The organism is Cytobacillus eiseniae (assembly GCF_017874625.1).
GTDB lineage: Bacteria > Bacillota > Bacilli > Bacillales > Cytobacillaceae > Cytobacillus > Cytobacillus eiseniae.
In genome coordinates, this window is record NZ_JAGIKZ010000020.1 from 24,172 (window position 1) to 39,595 (window position 15,424).

Genomic DNA, 15,424 nt, shown 5'->3' on the forward strand with positions numbered 1-15,424 from the left:
TCTATTCGATTTCCAAAAGACATGAAATAATTATCATCAAAAGAAAAGCGTGAATTCGTATTCGAATTCACGCTTTAATCTAATTGTGATTTACATTTTTTCACGTTTCGCAACCTGTAAAACTACAAGTTTGGTTCTTTTTCTGTCATTATCATTACAAGTTTATTAGAACAGCTTATTCTATGACTTACACAATTTTTCTTATTTTAATTCTGCTAAAATTTCTTCGATTTTTGCAAGCTCAGATTGTAAACCGCCACCGCTTAAATACCATAGTGGACCATCTAAGTATACAATACGATTATTTTTGTAAGCATCTGTTTTCTTAATAATTTCATTTTCCATATCTTTTTCGATATTAGATTCTCCGCCTGTAGCTGCAGTACGGTCAATTACAAGTAATACTTGTGGATCAAACTCTAGAATTGCTTCAAATCCAAAGTTAGAACCGTGAGAAGAAGACTCGATATCTTCTGTAACTGGTTTGAAACCATAGATGTCAAAAATGTAGCCAAAACGAGAGTTTGTTGAGAAACCAGATAATTTTCCTTCATTGTACATCGTAACTAATGATGTATCATATTTGCCAGCCAATGCTTTAACTTCTTCTAATGCTGAATCGAATTTAGCTGTGTACTCTTCCGCTTCTTTTTCTTTACCGAACATTTCAGCAGCAATATCTACTGAAGCTAAGAATGTATTCCAGTAATCATCTTGAGAAGTACCAACGAATACGACAGGAGCGATTTCTTTTAGTTCTTCATAGAATGTAGATTGACGACCTGAGATAAAAATAACATCTGGGCTAAGTTCAGCAATATCTTCAAGTAGTGGCTCCTTTAAGTTACCAATACTTACATACTCATCAGCAGTATAGGCTTCAAGGTGAGAAGGTAAAGAAGAATCTTTAGCAACCCCTACAACGCCTTCTACACCAAGTGCATCTAATGTATCTAAGAAACCATAATCAAATACGGCAATTTTTTCTGGCATTTTTTCAAATGTAACATCTTCATAGCTGTATTTCTCTCCACTATCTTTACTCTCAGATGAAGCAACTGTTGAAGAAACAGTCATTGGATATGCAGCACTTTGCTCTTCTGCATTATTTTCCTTCGCCTGATCCTCTGCTTGAGTCGTATCCTTTGTTACTTCGTTTGAAGCCTCTTCATCCGTCCCACAAGCAGTTAGCATTAAAGATAAAGCTAATAGTGCACTAGCAAACTTCCATTTTTTCATGTGTGTTTCTCTCCCTTTATGTACTAATATTTTCTTTTTATTAATGACTATGATTATCATTATCACTGATAACAATTCTCATTATAGGGCCTTTAATTACTCTCGTCAATACCATTCTATAAACTTTTTTTGTAATTTTTTAAAATGATTACCATTTTCATTTAGTAAGATATTCTTACACTTATCGTTTTTCTCTCAAAAAAACACCTAGAGGAAATAATTAAACTACTAACCTTTTCCTCTAGGTAATACTTAGGACTTATTTTATTTATTCAGGCATGTGAATTGAAATATACACAAATGCGGCATCCATTTTGTTCTTGAATTGGAATCTCCATATCGTAAATTTCGCGCAGAGCATCTGAATTTATAATCTCATTTGTTGGTCCATTTTTCACTAGTCTGCCGTTCTTCAATGCAACAATCCGATCTGAATAGACAGACGCAAAATTAATATCATGCAAGACAATGACAACTGTTTTACCTAGATCGTCTACAAGCTTACGCAGTATCTTCATGATCTGTACTGAGTGCTTCATGTCTAGATTATTCAAAGGCTCATCAAGTAATACATAATCCGTGTCTTGCGCTATAACCATCGCAATAAATGCACGTTGTTTTTGTCCGCCCGATAATTCATCTAAAAGCTTATCTTGCATCTCTATTAAATTCATATAACCGAGTGCTTGGTCAACAAACTTTTCATCCTCTGTGGAAAGTCGTCCTTTCGAATACGGATAGCGCCCAAATGCAACAAGCTCACGAACCGTCAATCGAACATTAATAAAGTTTGCTTGCTTCAAAATCGAAACGCGCTTCGCAAATTCAGATGACTTCCACTTTTTCACATTTCCTTTATCTAGTAATACTTCTCCAGTATCTGCATCTAATAATCGACTAACCATTGAAAGAAGTGTAGATTTACCAGCTCCATTCGGTCCGATAAACGATGTAATTGTCCCTGGCTCAATCGTGACAGATACATCTTCTACAACAGGTTTTTTGCCAAATCGCTTCGTTAATCCCTTGATTTCAATCATCCTGCTGCCCTACTTTCTTTTAATAATAAGTAAATAAAGTAAATCCCACCGACAAAGTTAATAATTACACTTAAAGTTGTACGCAATTCAAAAATATGTTCAACAAGGAACTGACCACCGACTAATGCGATAATACCAATTAAACTTGCACCTAAAATTAATGTTGTGTGCTTATAGGTAATTAAATATTGATAGGATAAATTCGCTACAATTAAGCCAAAGAATGTAATCGGACCAACTAATGCAGTCGATGTTGCAATTAAAACCGATGATAAAATCAAGATTTTCATTACCATACGATCATAATTAACGCCAAGATTCATCGCATTTTCACGGCCAAGGGACATCACATCCAGCTTATCCATTAAGAAATAACCATAAATAAATGCAATCAATAAAATACCTATTGAAATATATAGTAAGTCAGCCTTTACGTTGGAAAAGCTTGCAAATAGACGATTTTGCAGACTTAAATATTCAACCGGATCAATCAATACTTGTAAAAATGTCACCAAACTTCCTAAAAGTGTTCCGATAATCATCCCAATTAAGAGGAGCAAATAAATCGGGTGTTTATCCGCTCGGAATAGGAAGCGATATAAAACGAGTGCAAATAATACCATGGCAAGAATCGCTGATCCAAAATTCAAGTATTTATTTAACACCCACACAGACATCGATCCTGCAAAGAAGTAAATAAGTGTTTGAACGACTTCGTACATGGAGTCAAGACCCATTACAGAAGGTGTTAAAATACGGTTATGTGTAATCGTCTGGAACACAACTGTTGAATACGCAATCGCAATCCCTGTAACAACCATTGCTGCCACACGAATCATTCGTCTTGGGAAGGCGTAATCAAAACCACCTTTTATATCATAAAATCCATATAGCAAAATACAAATAATCGCTATTACTGCAAGAATGATTAACTTTGTACTATTTTTTCGCATATGCTCTCCCCCTAAATAGCATAATTAAGAAGATCGCACTACCGATTACTGCTACAGTTACATTAACCGGAATTTCATAAGGGTGAATGATCACGCGTCCTATAATGTCACATATTAATAGGAAGACAACTCCTAATACGGCTGTATGTGGAATTGTTTTTCGTAAATTATCACCTAAATAAAGAGAGACAATATTAGGTACAATTAATCCTAGAAACGGAATAACTCCAACCGTTAATACGACAGTTGTAGAAATAATCGCTACAAGGATTAGCCCGATATTTAACACAACCTTATAACTCATACCTAAGTTCTTCGCAAAATCTTCACCCATGCCTGCGACTGTAAATTTATTTGCATATATATACGCTAGAATAATTGCTGGAATACTTATATATAAAAGCTCGTAGCGGCCAGCAATAATTAGTGTGAAACTCCCCATTAACCAAGATGAAATATTTTGAAGAAGATCTCCTTCGTATGCAAAAAAGGTTGTAATTGATGATAAAATATTTCCGTACATAATCCCGATTAATGGAACAAAAATAACATCTTTAAATTTAATACGATCTAAAATTTGCATAAAAACAAATGTACCTGCTAATGCAAATGCGAAGCTGAAAATGACTTGTTGTGTATACGTCACATTTGTAAAAAACAGCATCGAGATTAAGATTCCTAGCTTTGCTGCATCTAATGTACCTGCAGTTGTTGGTGAAACGAATTTATTTCGACTTAAAGACTGCATGATTAAGCCGGCAATACTCATTCCTGCTCCTGCTAATATAATCGCCATTAAACGTGGCACTCGACTAATTAAGAAAATTTGCGTCTTATCCGATTCCCAGTCGAACAAGTCACTGATCCTAATATCAATGGCCCCAATAAATAGGGATATAAATGACAGGACAACAGCTGCGATCATTAACATCCATAGTCTCATATGTAACCCTCAAATTATGTTTATTCTCAGCATGACAATTGATAATGATTATCATTCTAAGTGAAAATCCAAAAAAAAATTACATCTGCTTTTCTATTATTATCTTAGAATCATTCTAATTAAGAATCATTCTCACTAGAGGCTAAAAAAATATTGATAATGAATTTCACTATCAATTTCAACTTAAATTTACTAAATTATTGGGAAAAAGTCAATTGTTTAAATGATATTCGTTCTCATGTTCACTAAGTATTCACAAAATAGCTGTAACTAACTAGTTAAATATTGTGAGATTAATTGACCAATAGATGATAATGTCTGCCTTCCATCCTTTGGATTTATCAACTGGTCAATTAAGACTGCAGCATAGATGCTTCTTTTCTCGTACTGTATAATCGCACAATCATGCTCCACACCAAAGAGCTCACCCGTTTTATTAGCAACCTTAAATCGGTCTAAATCAATCTGGTCAGAAAGCTTGTTGTTAAATTGCTGATTTTCCAATATATCTTTGGCCATGCTTGCATATCTTTTAGATAAAAACTGATTTTGATCAAGTTCCTTTAAACAAGTAATCATATCAGAGGCAGTTGTATAATTATCTACCCCCTTTTTCCAAGCAGAAAAATCCATCATTTTTCGATTGAGCTCTGTATTTTTCAAATACAGCTCCTTAAAGCCGCAATTAATTTTTTCCATCCCTACTAGATCAATTAATAGATTTGTAGCAAAATTATCTGAAACGATAATCATTAATGTCATCAGATCGATTACTTTTAACTTTATATCGCTTGATAGTGCATGTAAGACCCCTGCCCCCTTTACCTTATTCGATGCTGTCATTGGAATATACTGATCTAGATCCAAAATCCCCCTCTCAGAATGTCTAAAACATTCAATTAGAATAGGGACTTTAATGAGGCTAGCTGAAGGAAATTTCATTTTACTATTTATTTCTATTCGTTTGTTTTCTGATTCTATTAATAATCCTACTCGCCCTTTACAAAGGGATGACCTGCGAATTACTTCTTCACTTAGTGCATCAAAGTCCATCCCCATCCTATTTTGACACCATAGTTTTTGAATGATGAGAATGACTTGCTCTACTTTTATTATATAAATGACAGGCTACGAAATGATTCGTTTCTACTTCCTGCCATTCTGGCTTTATAGTAGAGCAAACATCCATCACTAACGGACATCGTGTTTTAAACACACAGCCACTCGGTGGATTGATTGGACTAGGCAGCTCCCCTTTTAAAATTATTCGTTCCCTATTATCCTCTATATCTGGGTCTGGTATAGGAATAGCTGAAAGTAGAGCCTGAGTATAAGGATGGAGTGGATTTTTATATAATGCAGCACTTGCTGTTAACTCTACAAGATTACCTAAATACATCACTCCGATTCGATCACTAATATGCTTAACCATTGATAAGTCATGGGCAATAAATAAAAAGGTTAACCCTTTCTTTTTCTGTAAACCAATTAATAGATTAACCACTTGTGCTTGAACAGAAACATCAAGAGCAGAAATAGGCTCATCGGCGATAATGAATGCAGGGTCTAATGCTAACGCTCGAGCAATCCCTATTCTTTGTCTTTGTCCGCCACTGAATTCATGTGGATAGCGATTGGCATGATCACGGTTTAAACCGACATCTTCTAACAATTGGTACACTCGTTTTAATTGTTCCTTTTTGTTTGCGTATAATCGGTGGACCTCCATTGGCTCTGAAATAATTTCTCTAACAGTCGATCTTGGGTTCAATGAAGCATATGGATCCTGGAAAATCATTTGCATTTTTCTTTGAAATGCAAAGCGCTCTTTTCCCGTCAGCTCATGAATATTTTTCCCTTCATAGAATACATCGCCTTCGGTACGGTCATACAATCCGATAATCGTACGACCTGCCGTTGATTTTCCACAGCCAGATTCACCTACTATTCCCAATGTTTCTCCTTTTTTAATATGGAAAGTGACATCATCAACTGCTTTTAATACGGTTCCTTTCCCTAATGAAAAGTGCTTCTTTAATTTCTTCACTTCCAGCAATGCTTCATTTCCCATAACATTTCCTCCATTTATCACCAGAATCGTCTAGCCATACATAGTTCCTTTTCGTAAATGGTCTCTTTTAAATCAATGATTTCAATGCTTTTTCCCGTATTTGGCGAATGAATTAACTTGCCCTCTCCGTAATAAATACCTACATGATGGATACTTCCTTTCCCATCTTCATATGCGAAGAACAACAAGTCACCTATCTCTATTTCCTCTAAGTTGACCATCTTCCCCGCACATGATTGATCATGGGCATCGCGAGGAATCGTATAACCATTCGCTTTACACATTGAATAACTGAATCCAGAACAATCATAACCAAAGCTACTCATTCCACCCCATAAATAAGGAAGATGAAGAAATTGCTCCCCAGCAGCAACAATCTCTTTCCCGCTCCCTTTAGGAATGCTTTCTAGTGATCGATGCACATTCACCTCTTCAGCTTTTAAAAGAGCTTCTCCGTTTGGTGTTTGGACTTGAAGAAATTCCCTACTTTCGCTAATAATAGGAAGGGTTGTTTGATAACTTAATAAAAATTGTGGAATGCGCTCATTACTATAAAGGGTTGCTTTTTTCTTCATTACAATTGCGACAGGGCCATTCTTAATTGCCCAATCATCCTTCTTGATTATTTGATCTTTCGGCAGCCAGCCAGGATACCCTCGGTGATCTTTAGAAGTCGATTGACTAGGTACTACTACTTGAACCCAATTCTTACGTTCTTCTAAAACGAGTACTTCTTCTCCAAATAAAACTTGCGACTGAACTAAATTCTTTTCACAAAGTTCTAAGCTCATCTCATAGCTTAAGCCATTGATCCATGAATCTAAGAGAACTGGATTGCTTATTGCACCCTGATCTATTTCTCTAGCTGATTCTAAGGATGTCCATAGAGTAGCAACAGGGACTTGAACTAGCCCTTTATATTGAACAGCCATACGTATGCCTCCTTTGTGATAATACGAATTTCAATAAGCAAGTGCTTTTCATCTGTATAATTAGCGATAAACATTCTTAATTCCTAACCCAGGTTCGTTCGGAAGCGTTATTTTCCTTCCATCATATTTAATTCCACCTTCAATTACTTCTTTCGCTAACATTAATGGTGCATCAAAATCAAAACGAGTAATATTTTTCTTACTTGCTGCAAAATGAGCAGCTGCCGAGATGCCAATCCGCGTTTCAATCATGCTTCCTACCATACATTCCACTCCACTAACTTCCGCCAATTGATTAATAATTTGTGCTTGATAAATCCCGCCAGACTTCATCAATTTAATATTGATTAAATCAGCACTTCTTGACTTAATGACCTCAAATGCCTGCTTCGGTGAAAATACACTTTCATCTGCCATAATGAGTGTGTCTACATGATCAGTCACCTGTTTCAGCCCTTCAATATCCCATGCTTTTACTGGCTGTTCAACTAATTCTATATTTAAATGTAATTCCTCCATTTTACGAATCGCTTGAATGGCTTCCTTCGGCTTCCACCCTTGATTTGCATCGAGCCGAATCTTAATCCGTTTCCCTACACGGTTCCTTATTTCACGTATACGTTCAATATCTGTTAAAATATCATCTTTTCCTACTTTAACCTTCAAAACATCGAACCCTTGTTGAACATAGGAAATGGCATCTTCCCCCATTTCCTCTGGCCCGTTCACACTCACTGTAAAGTCTGTTTCGATCTCATCCTTATGGCCACCCAAAAATTGGTACAATGGAAGCTTACACTGCTGTGCCAAACAATCATAAAGAGCCATGTCTACTGCTGCCTTTGCACTTGAATTTCCAACAAGAATGGAATCAATCCCCTGGAAAATTTGCTCATAGTTTCGTAGATTTTGTTTTACAAGAAATGGGGTAAGCACTTGCTGAATCATCGTTTCAATACTAGAAAGACTTTCACCTGTGATCACAATGGTTGGCGGAGCTTCTCCCCAGCCAATTGTTCCATCCTCACAAATCACTTTAACAACAACGGAATGCGCGATATGAACAGTTCTTAATGCCGTTTTAAACGGCTTCCTTAGAGGGATTGCTACCCTAAATGTTTCGATTTTGTCTATTTTCATTTCGATCCCCCTTTCAAATCCTTTACTGAACCCCACTTTCAATCGTTAGCTGCTTGTTCACCGTATCCATTTCTACATTTACACCAAGTGGCAATGCAATATGCGGGGAGCAATGACCAAATTTAAATCCTTTTAAAGCTGGCTTATTAGCAAGGCGGATATAATGATTGATCACTTCTTCTAAATCTAATGAGGGCTCTCTTTCAGGCACACAATTATTAAAATCACCAATAATTAGTCCTGATGCATCTATGAGTTTGCCAGCCATAAATAGTTGGTTCAGCATGCGGTCAATTGCACGCGGTTCTTCATTAATATCTTCAATGAGCAATAGTTTCTCCTTCGTATCGATTTCAAACTTTGTGCCAATTGTGCTCGTAATCAGTGATAAATTCCCACCCGTCACCAGGCCGCTTACTTTTCCGTCCACTAATGCTTCTAATGAAGAAATTTCACTCGTATATCGAATCGGAGCTGGCGTAAATAATTGATTGAAATATGTCTTTGATATGGAATGCACATCCACTTTCCCAATATCTGAAGCAAGCATTGGTCCATGGAAAGTAATAAGACCTGTTTGCTGCCGTATCGCTGTATGCAAAAAGGTAATATCACTATAGCCCCAAAAGATTTTTGGGTTATTCTTTATAATCGTATAATCGATTTGCGAGGCAATTCGCCCTGTGCCATAGCCTCCACCAGCACAGATAAGCGCCTTTACTTCTCGATCCAAGAACATCCTATGTAAATCTGCTAATCGATCCTTATCCTTTCCAGCTAAATAGCCATATTGATCCTGGACATGATCACCGATTTTTATTTTTAAGCCTAACTCTTCTAAAAATGAATAGGAGCGCTGTAAATTCTCTTGGTTTGGTGGACTTGCAGGTGCAATGATGCCAACCGTATCTCCCTTTTGTAAACGCTGTGGTTTCACTAACATGCTGTCACATCCTTTGTATTTTTTAAAAGGGATGTTCCTTCGAACATCCCCTGCTTTCCTAATTTTTATCTGCCCATTTCAGTTCAATATAACCAACTGGGTGTCGAACAATATCGGATACTGCTTCATTTTGTAAGTACACTTGATTATAGAAATGGATTGGAATGATTGGCATTTCTTCAAATAAAATTCCCTCTGCCTTATACATCATTTCATAACGCTTTCCTTCATCTGCTTCGTTCTTCGCATCTTTAATTAATTGATCATATTCCGTATTGCTCCAACCTGTACGGTTCATTGAATGGCCTGTTTGGAAGTTTTCAAGGAAGTTGATTGGGTCCGCATAGTCAGCAAGGAAAGAACTGCGTGATAGCTGGAATTTCAAAGCGGTTTGCTCTTCTGCAAAGACATTCCACTCCATGTTTGCTAGCTTTACTTCAACACCTAAATTGTCTTTATACATTTGCTGAAGTGCTTCTGCAATTTTTTTATGTGTATCACTTGTACTATAAGTTAGGGTGACTTCTGGCAGTGTTTCATAGCCTTCTTCTTCCATTCCTTTAGCAAGCAATGCCTTTGCTTCCTCAACATCTGTTTTCACGAGATCACCTGCTGTTTCACGGAAATCGTTCCCATTCGCATCATTAAATCCATAGGCAACAAAGCCATAGGCTGGTTTCTCCTTATTTTTCGTGACAAAGTCAACCATTTGCTGTTGATCAACAGCCATCGCAAACGCCTTTCGAATGTTGACATTTTGGAATGGTTCCATCGTTAAGTTAAACCGATAGAAATAATCCCCAGCTTGATCGCCAACCTCTGCTTTTCCTTCTGAGAAAAGCTGTTCACTTAAATCAGCAGGTATATCCGAAACATCTAAGTTTCCTGTTTGATACATTTGATATTCTGTATTCGTATCATCAATAATTGCCCAATGGACTTTGTCTAATTTCACTGTTCCTGCATCCCAATATTGGTCATTTTTCTCCATTAAGAAATGGCTGTCATGCTCCCATTCTGCTAGATTAAAAGGACCATTCCCTACAAATGTATCTGCCTCAGCAAACCATGTTGGATTGTCTGTTGCTACCTTCTCATTGATTGGGAAGAAGGCTGGATTAGTAATAACACTTAGAAAATATGCCTGAGGGCTAATTAAAGTGACTTCAAAAGTCTTAGCATCTATCGCTTTCACCTGCACATCATCAGCTGAGCCCTCTCCGTTGTTAAAGGCTTCTGCTCCTTCAATGAAATAGCCGAGGAATGCAGCTGGCGAACCTGTTTCAGGGTTTAATAGCCGTTTCCAGGCAAATTCAAAATCACCTGCGGTTACATCATCCCCGTTTGACCATTTCGCATTTTCACGTATATGAAATGTATAGATTTTCCCATCCTCAGAGACATCCCAGCTTTCAGCAGTTGCCGCTTCAGGATCGTGGTTCTTCCCTAATCGAGTTAAACCTTCCATTAAGTTATTCAATCCACTCCATGACACAGAATCAAAGCCAATTGGTGGATCAAAAGAAGTTGGTTCCAATCCATTATTTAGATAAAGGATTTTTTCACTTCCCTCTTCTTCCTTCACACCTTCGTCATTCCCCTTAGGCTGTGGATCACTTTGTGTTTCTTGTTTGGCTGTACAGGCAGCAAGCACGAAAATCAATAAACCCGTTAACAATAAAGTGAATACCCTTTTCACAGCATTTCCCCCTTTTTTTATAAATGACAATTCTAGTTTTCGTTCGCATGTAACTGAAACTAGAAAAATTACCTAACATGCACACGCATTTTTATAGCACGTTCGTCCTGGAGCCAGCAATCTACATGATGTTCCTTGCTTAGATGGGTTTTATCAGGATAGGCCCGATCACATACCTCCATGGCATAAGCACATCTTGCAACAAATGGACACCCTGCTGGCGGAGAGAATAAATCGGGTGGGGACCCAGCAATTGGCACTAGCTCTGACTCCTCTAGATCAAGGCGGGGCACTGAGTTTAATAACCCCTTTGTATAAGGATGCTGAGGCCGATAAAAAATTTCTCTTCTTGATCCCGCCTCAACAATTTTTCCTGCATACATGACAACGACACGATTGGCTACTTGAGCAACGACACCTAAATCATGTGTTATAAGGATGATTGATACACCTGTTTTCTTTTGTATCTCCTTAAATAAATCGAGTATTTGCGCCTGAATTGTGACATCTAGGGCCGTTGTTGGCTCATCAGCGATCAACACTTCTGGCTGGCAGACAAGTGCCATAGCAATCACAATCCGCTGCCTCATCCCACCACTGAATTGATGTGGAAAATGCTTTAAACGTTCAAGTGGGTTTGGAATGCCAACGAGATCTAGCATATCGAGTGCTGTTTTTTTTGCTTGCTGCCTAGTCACTGGCTTATGCTGCATAATGCCTTCAATAATTTGCTCACCAATTGTTAATGTTGGATTTAAAGCTGTCATCGGATCCTGAAAGATCATAGAAATGTCTGCACCACGTATTTTTCTTAACTTTGGTTCCTTTAATCTAGTTAAATCCATTCCTTTAAAGAGAACGGATCCGCTAGTAATCCTTCCAGGCGGACTTGGAATCAGACGCATAATGCTTTGGGCGGTGACACTTTTCCCACACCCTGATTCACCAACAATTGCTAATATCTCTCCTTTATATAAATCAAAGGTAACTCCACGGACCGCCTTCACTTCACCGCCATACGTCTTGAAAGACACATGGAGATCTGATATTTCGAGAACCTTTTCCATGCTCTTTACCTCCTCAGCCTAGGATCAAGCGCATCCTGCAGCCCATCCCCAAGTACATTAAATGAAAACATTGTCAGTGAAATAAAGAATGCAGGGAAGAACAATCTCCACCAATGTCCTGATAGAATTGTAGACAACCCATCATTAGCCATTGATCCCCAGCTTGCAAATGGGGGTTGAATGCCTAATCCGAGAAAACTTAAAAATGCTTCTGCAAATATTGCTGATGGGACGGTCAATGTCATTTGTACAATAATTGGACCCATCGTATTTGGAAGTAGATTCTTCTTAATAATTCTTGAGGTTTTCGTTCCAAATGTCTTTGATGCAAGCACAAATTCATAGTTTTTTATTTGAAGAACCTGGCCTCTAACGATCCGAGCCATCCCTACCCATCCTGTAACAGATAAAGCAAAGATAATCGTGAATAATCCAGGTCCCATAACAACACTTATAAGAATGACGACTAGTAAATAAGGAAGGCCATACAATATTTCTACGAATCTCATCATTAAATGATCTGTTTTACCGCCTTTGTAACCAGCTACACCGCCATAGATGACACCAATGATAAAATCAATCAGCGCGGCTACTGCTCCAACAAATAGAGAAATACGTGCACCCAGCCATGTTCTGGAAAAGACATCACGCCCTAACTCATCTGTCCCAAACCAATGCTCACTTGAAGGAGGCATATTTTGATTAGCTAATCTTTGTTCCTCAACAGAATGAGGGGAAATAAGCGGTCCAAAAATCGCCATAAAGATTAAAAGGATTAGAAAGATTAATCCTGCCATTGCTAATCTATTTTTCAAAAGGCGGCGCCATGCATCCTGCCAATAAGATAGGCTTGGTCTAACAACTGCCTCCGCTTCATTCTCGTTCTTTGTTTTCTGAACAAACCATTCATCAGAAATTTCCGATGCTGTATAACGATGGTCTCTTTTTCTTAACTCCATCAGCTCCCCTCCTTCTTATGCAGTTTGATTCGAGGGTCGAGGATGCCGTATGCGATATCGACTAAAAACAGCAGCATAATAAGAATTGCGCTGTAAAAAACAGTTGTCCCCATAATAACCGGGTAATCACGCTGATTTATGCTCTCCACAAAATATTTCCCCATCCCTGGAATTGCAAAAATCTTCTCAATCACAAACGTTCCTGTCAGAATACTTGCTGCAAGAGAACCAAGCACGGTGACAACAGGCAGCAAAGCGTTACGTAATGCATGTTTAAAGACAATTTTTACAGGGGAAAGACCTTTAGCCTTCGCTGTGCGGATATAATCTTGCGTTAGCACTTCAAGCATACTTGAACGGGTTAGTCTTGCAATAATCGCCATTGGCCCAGTAGCCAATGCTAATGTAGGAAGAATCATATGCTTTGGACTGACCCATGTAGCAACAGGGAGAATCCCCCAATTTACAGCCACCTGTTGAATAAGTAGCGTTGCCATGACAAAATTCGGGATTGAAATTCCAAGAACCGCTATTGTCATTGCCGCATAATCAATGATTCCGTTATGCCGGAGGGCAGCAATCATTCCAAGCGTAATCCCTGAAATGACAGCAACAAGTAAGGTAACTATCCCTAACTCAAATGAAACAGGAAAGCCTCTTCCAAGCATATCATTCACCGTCTGAGATGATTTTTTTATCGATGGGCCAAAGTCAAAGGTGACCACTGACTTTAAGTACAAGCCATATTGAACAATGAGTGGTTTATCCAGATGATAGAACTTTTCTAAGTTTTTCTGAACGGTTTCATTTGTCGCTCTTTCTTCATTGAATGGCGAGCCTGGCACCGAATGCATTAGGAAAAAAGTAAGTGTAATAATCAACCATAGAGTGACAAGCATCGCAATAAGCCGTTTTATAATATAGGCCGTCATAAGATTACACTTCCTAACAAAATGAAGTTCTCATTGCTAATTCAATCATGACAAGCATGGCACGGTATGCCTCCAGAATATCTTTTGCTTGATAGCGCACGATCGTCGTATTTTCTTCTATCTCCGTTCCTGGCATTAAATGAGCCCATTCTGCTTGCCCATAGTTCGCAAATTCAATTCGTAAGATTGGATGATTTGGTGGGGTGAGTGGTTGGATCTGATCTTTATTTTTTAATGCAAGTGCTGTTTTTTCCTTTAGGAGCTCTCCTGCTTTTATTGGTGTTAATGATTTGACAGCTGAACGGGAAATCGTTTCTTTTACAATTGCTGTTGTGATATTTGGGATTAATTGCTCTGCTTCCATTGCTGCCCGGTCATCCCCAGCGACGAGTAAGACAGGTACACCATAATATCCAGCAACATACGCATTAAACCCCATTTCCCCAATTGGCGTATCATTGATATACATATTTCGTACACCGAAGATCATCGAATGGGACATCACTCCTGGCATAGAGGCTCTTGCATGATAGCCAATAAACATGGCACCTGTATACGTTTCATCCAATCCTTGAACCATTGAATATGGCTTCACATCCCCAACAATCAGCTTTGTCTCTGGATGCAGCTTTTCAATTAACAAATTATTCATTTTTGAATGGCTGTCATTCACTAATACTTCTTGACACCCTTCATGGAAGGCTGTTGAAATCACTTGATTCGCTTCTTCTGTCATAATCAGCCGGCTTCGATCGTAATTATGTTTGGACGAATCAACATGTGTATGATCAGCAAGCCCTGTAATTCCCTCCATATCCACTGATATGTATAGCTTCATTAAAATCCCCCCTATTATTTCATATACGATTTTCGTAGATTCTATGCCGATAAATTCAATGATTCTATTAATAAAAAGTATCGATGTATAGATGGTGTTGCTTGCTGAAGAAATGATGAATCTAACCAATCCTTTAAATAGTCTTCTTGTCATAAAAAAATCCAGCTGTTAGAGAAGATACACACTCTCTAACAGCTGGATTTAATCTGCGTTTAACAGAAAAAGCAGCTTACTTATTATTTTATTTGTAAGTATTTAATATACGCATTTTTACAAGCGACCATTAATGCTTTTTGAGAGGAGCCGAAATAACGCTGTTCAATCTCCCAAATTAGCTGTTCAACATCCAAGATTGACTTACCTACGAGTATGGATTGAACGAATCTCGAAGTTAAATCAATAGTCGTAGAGCAATCTGCCTCAATGATTTTATCTGTTTCTCTATCAATCACAAGTCCGACAAAGAAAGCTTTATATTGTTGCATAATTGGATTGTTAGAAGATGTCTTACTATCTCCAATAACATAAACAGTACCTTGCTGAAACATGAACATGCCTCCTACAGAGCAAGGATATTACATGAGGTGTCTATGTGACAATCACAAACATTCAATGTAATGCATAGCCCTTAATAGGATTGTAATACAACAAGGACAGTCTGACAATAT

At 37.9% G+C, this 15,424-nt stretch carries 15 protein-coding genes; all 15 read right to left on the reverse strand.

Going from position 1 to position 15,424, the window contains the following annotated elements; translation table 11 throughout:
• Positions 1 to 201 precede the first annotated feature (201 nt).
• A complete protein-coding gene (locus tag J2Z40_RS14670) occupies positions 202 to 1,239 on the reverse strand; it encodes a siderophore ABC transporter substrate-binding protein (protein WP_066400309.1) in 1,038 nt (345 codons plus the stop codon).
• Between the two features lie 272 nt (positions 1,240 to 1,511).
• Positions 1,512 to 2,279, reverse strand: coding sequence for an iron ABC transporter ATP-binding protein (locus J2Z40_RS14675; RefSeq protein WP_066400307.1), 768 nt, complete (start codon positions 2,277 to 2,279; stop codon positions 1,512 to 1,514).
• Positions 2,276 to 3,232, reverse strand: coding sequence for an iron chelate uptake ABC transporter family permease subunit (locus tag J2Z40_RS14680; protein ID WP_066400303.1), 957 nt, complete (start codon positions 3,230 to 3,232; stop codon positions 2,276 to 2,278). Before J2Z40_RS14680 ends, J2Z40_RS14675 begins: the two co-directional genes overlap by 4 nt.
• Positions 3,219 to 4,175 carry an ABC transporter permease gene (locus J2Z40_RS14685; RefSeq protein ID WP_066400300.1) on the reverse strand — a complete coding sequence of 319 codons (957 nt, stop codon included), beginning with the start codon at positions 4,173 to 4,175 and terminating at the stop codon, positions 3,219 to 3,221. Before J2Z40_RS14685 ends, J2Z40_RS14680 begins: the two co-directional genes overlap by 14 nt.
• Before the next feature lie 270 nt (positions 4,176 to 4,445).
• A complete protein-coding gene (locus J2Z40_RS14690; RefSeq protein ID WP_245350115.1) occupies positions 4,446 to 5,234 on the reverse strand; it encodes a serine hydrolase in 789 nt (262 codons plus the stop codon).
• A gap of 1 nt (position 5,235) precedes the next feature.
• Positions 5,236 to 6,246: an ABC transporter ATP-binding protein gene (locus J2Z40_RS14695; RefSeq protein WP_066400299.1), complete on the reverse strand. Its 1,011-nt coding sequence runs from the start codon at positions 6,244 to 6,246 to the stop codon at positions 5,236 to 5,238.
• A gap of 17 nt (positions 6,247 to 6,263) precedes the next feature.
• Positions 6,264 to 7,178 (reverse strand): C40 family peptidase, encoded by a 915-nt coding sequence (locus J2Z40_RS14700; protein ID WP_066400297.1) that lies wholly within the window; start codon positions 7,176 to 7,178, stop codon positions 6,264 to 6,266.
• 60 nt (positions 7,179 to 7,238) lie between these two features.
• Positions 7,239 to 8,318 carry a dipeptide epimerase gene (locus J2Z40_RS14705; protein ID WP_066400296.1) on the reverse strand — a complete coding sequence of 360 codons (1,080 nt, stop codon included), beginning with the start codon at positions 8,316 to 8,318 and terminating at the stop codon, positions 7,239 to 7,241.
• 22 nt (positions 8,319 to 8,340) lie between these two features.
• Positions 8,341 to 9,261 carry a S66 peptidase family protein gene (locus tag J2Z40_RS14710; protein ID WP_066400294.1) on the reverse strand — a complete coding sequence of 307 codons (921 nt, stop codon included), beginning with the start codon at positions 9,259 to 9,261 and terminating at the stop codon, positions 8,341 to 8,343.
• 58 nt (positions 9,262 to 9,319) lie between these two features.
• Complete coding sequence (locus J2Z40_RS14715) at positions 9,320 to 10,960, reverse strand: ABC transporter substrate-binding protein (RefSeq protein ID WP_066400291.1); 1,641 nt, start codon at positions 10,958 to 10,960, stop codon at positions 9,320 to 9,322.
• 68 nt (positions 10,961 to 11,028) lie between these two features.
• Positions 11,029 to 12,027 (reverse strand): ABC transporter ATP-binding protein, encoded by a 999-nt coding sequence (locus J2Z40_RS14720; RefSeq protein WP_066400289.1) that lies wholly within the window; start codon positions 12,025 to 12,027, stop codon positions 11,029 to 11,031.
• Between the two features lie 5 nt (positions 12,028 to 12,032).
• Entirely contained in the window at positions 12,033 to 12,986 is a 954-nt protein-coding gene (locus tag J2Z40_RS14725; protein WP_066400286.1) for an ABC transporter permease, read from the reverse strand.
• Positions 12,986 to 13,918 carry an ABC transporter permease gene (locus J2Z40_RS14730; RefSeq protein ID WP_066400284.1) on the reverse strand — a complete coding sequence of 311 codons (933 nt, stop codon included), beginning with the start codon at positions 13,916 to 13,918 and terminating at the stop codon, positions 12,986 to 12,988. The genes J2Z40_RS14725 and J2Z40_RS14730 overlap by 1 nt, the downstream gene beginning before the upstream one ends.
• Before the next feature lie 13 nt (positions 13,919 to 13,931).
• Complete coding sequence (locus tag J2Z40_RS14735) at positions 13,932 to 14,756, reverse strand: M55 family metallopeptidase (protein ID WP_066400281.1); 825 nt, start codon at positions 14,754 to 14,756, stop codon at positions 13,932 to 13,934.
• Positions 14,757 to 14,992: 236 nt separating this feature from the next.
• Positions 14,993 to 15,304: a DUF3870 domain-containing protein gene (locus tag J2Z40_RS14740; protein ID WP_066400279.1), complete on the reverse strand. Its 312-nt coding sequence runs from the start codon at positions 15,302 to 15,304 to the stop codon at positions 14,993 to 14,995.
• Positions 15,305 to 15,424: the final 120 nt, after the last annotated feature.

Bases quoted from the DNA above. Each gene is read 5' to 3' on its own strand.
- J2Z40_RS14700 (WP_066400297.1), bottom strand. From the start codon at position 7,178: ATGGCTGTTCAATATAAAGGGCTAGTTCAAGTCCCTGTTGCTACTCTA.
- J2Z40_RS14685 (WP_066400300.1), bottom strand. From the start codon at position 4,175: ATGAGACTATGGATGTTAATGATCGCAGCTGTTGTCCTGTCATTTATA.
- J2Z40_RS14695 (WP_066400299.1), bottom strand. From the start codon at position 6,246: ATGGGAAATGAAGCATTGCTGGAAGTGAAGAAATTAAAGAAGCACTTT.
- J2Z40_RS14670 (WP_066400309.1), bottom strand. From the start codon at position 1,239: ATGAAAAAATGGAAGTTTGCTAGTGCACTATTAGCTTTATCTTTAATG.
- J2Z40_RS14680 (WP_066400303.1), bottom strand. From the start codon at position 3,232: ATGCGAAAAAATAGTACAAAGTTAATCATTCTTGCAGTAATAGCGATT.
- J2Z40_RS14705 (WP_066400296.1), bottom strand. From the start codon at position 8,318: ATGAAAATAGACAAAATCGAAACATTTAGGGTAGCAATCCCTCTAAGG.
- J2Z40_RS14720 (WP_066400289.1), bottom strand. From the start codon at position 12,027: ATGGAAAAGGTTCTCGAAATATCAGATCTCCATGTGTCTTTCAAGACG.
- J2Z40_RS14740 (WP_066400279.1), bottom strand. From the start codon at position 15,304: ATGTTTCAGCAAGGTACTGTTTATGTTATTGGAGATAGTAAGACATCT.
- J2Z40_RS14730 (WP_066400284.1), bottom strand. From the start codon at position 13,918: ATGACGGCCTATATTATAAAACGGCTTATTGCGATGCTTGTCACTCTA.
- J2Z40_RS14690 (WP_245350115.1), bottom strand. From the start codon at position 5,234: ATGGGGATGGACTTTGATGCACTAAGTGAAGAAGTAATTCGCAGGTCA.
- J2Z40_RS14710 (WP_066400294.1), bottom strand. From the start codon at position 9,261: ATGTTAGTGAAACCACAGCGTTTACAAAAGGGAGATACGGTTGGCATC.
- J2Z40_RS14675 (WP_066400307.1), bottom strand. From the start codon at position 2,279: ATGATTGAAATCAAGGGATTAACGAAGCGATTTGGCAAAAAACCTGTT.
- J2Z40_RS14735 (WP_066400281.1), bottom strand. From the start codon at position 14,756: ATGAAGCTATACATATCAGTGGATATGGAGGGAATTACAGGGCTTGCT.
- J2Z40_RS14725 (WP_066400286.1), bottom strand. From the start codon at position 12,986: ATGGAGTTAAGAAAAAGAGACCATCGTTATACAGCATCGGAAATTTCT.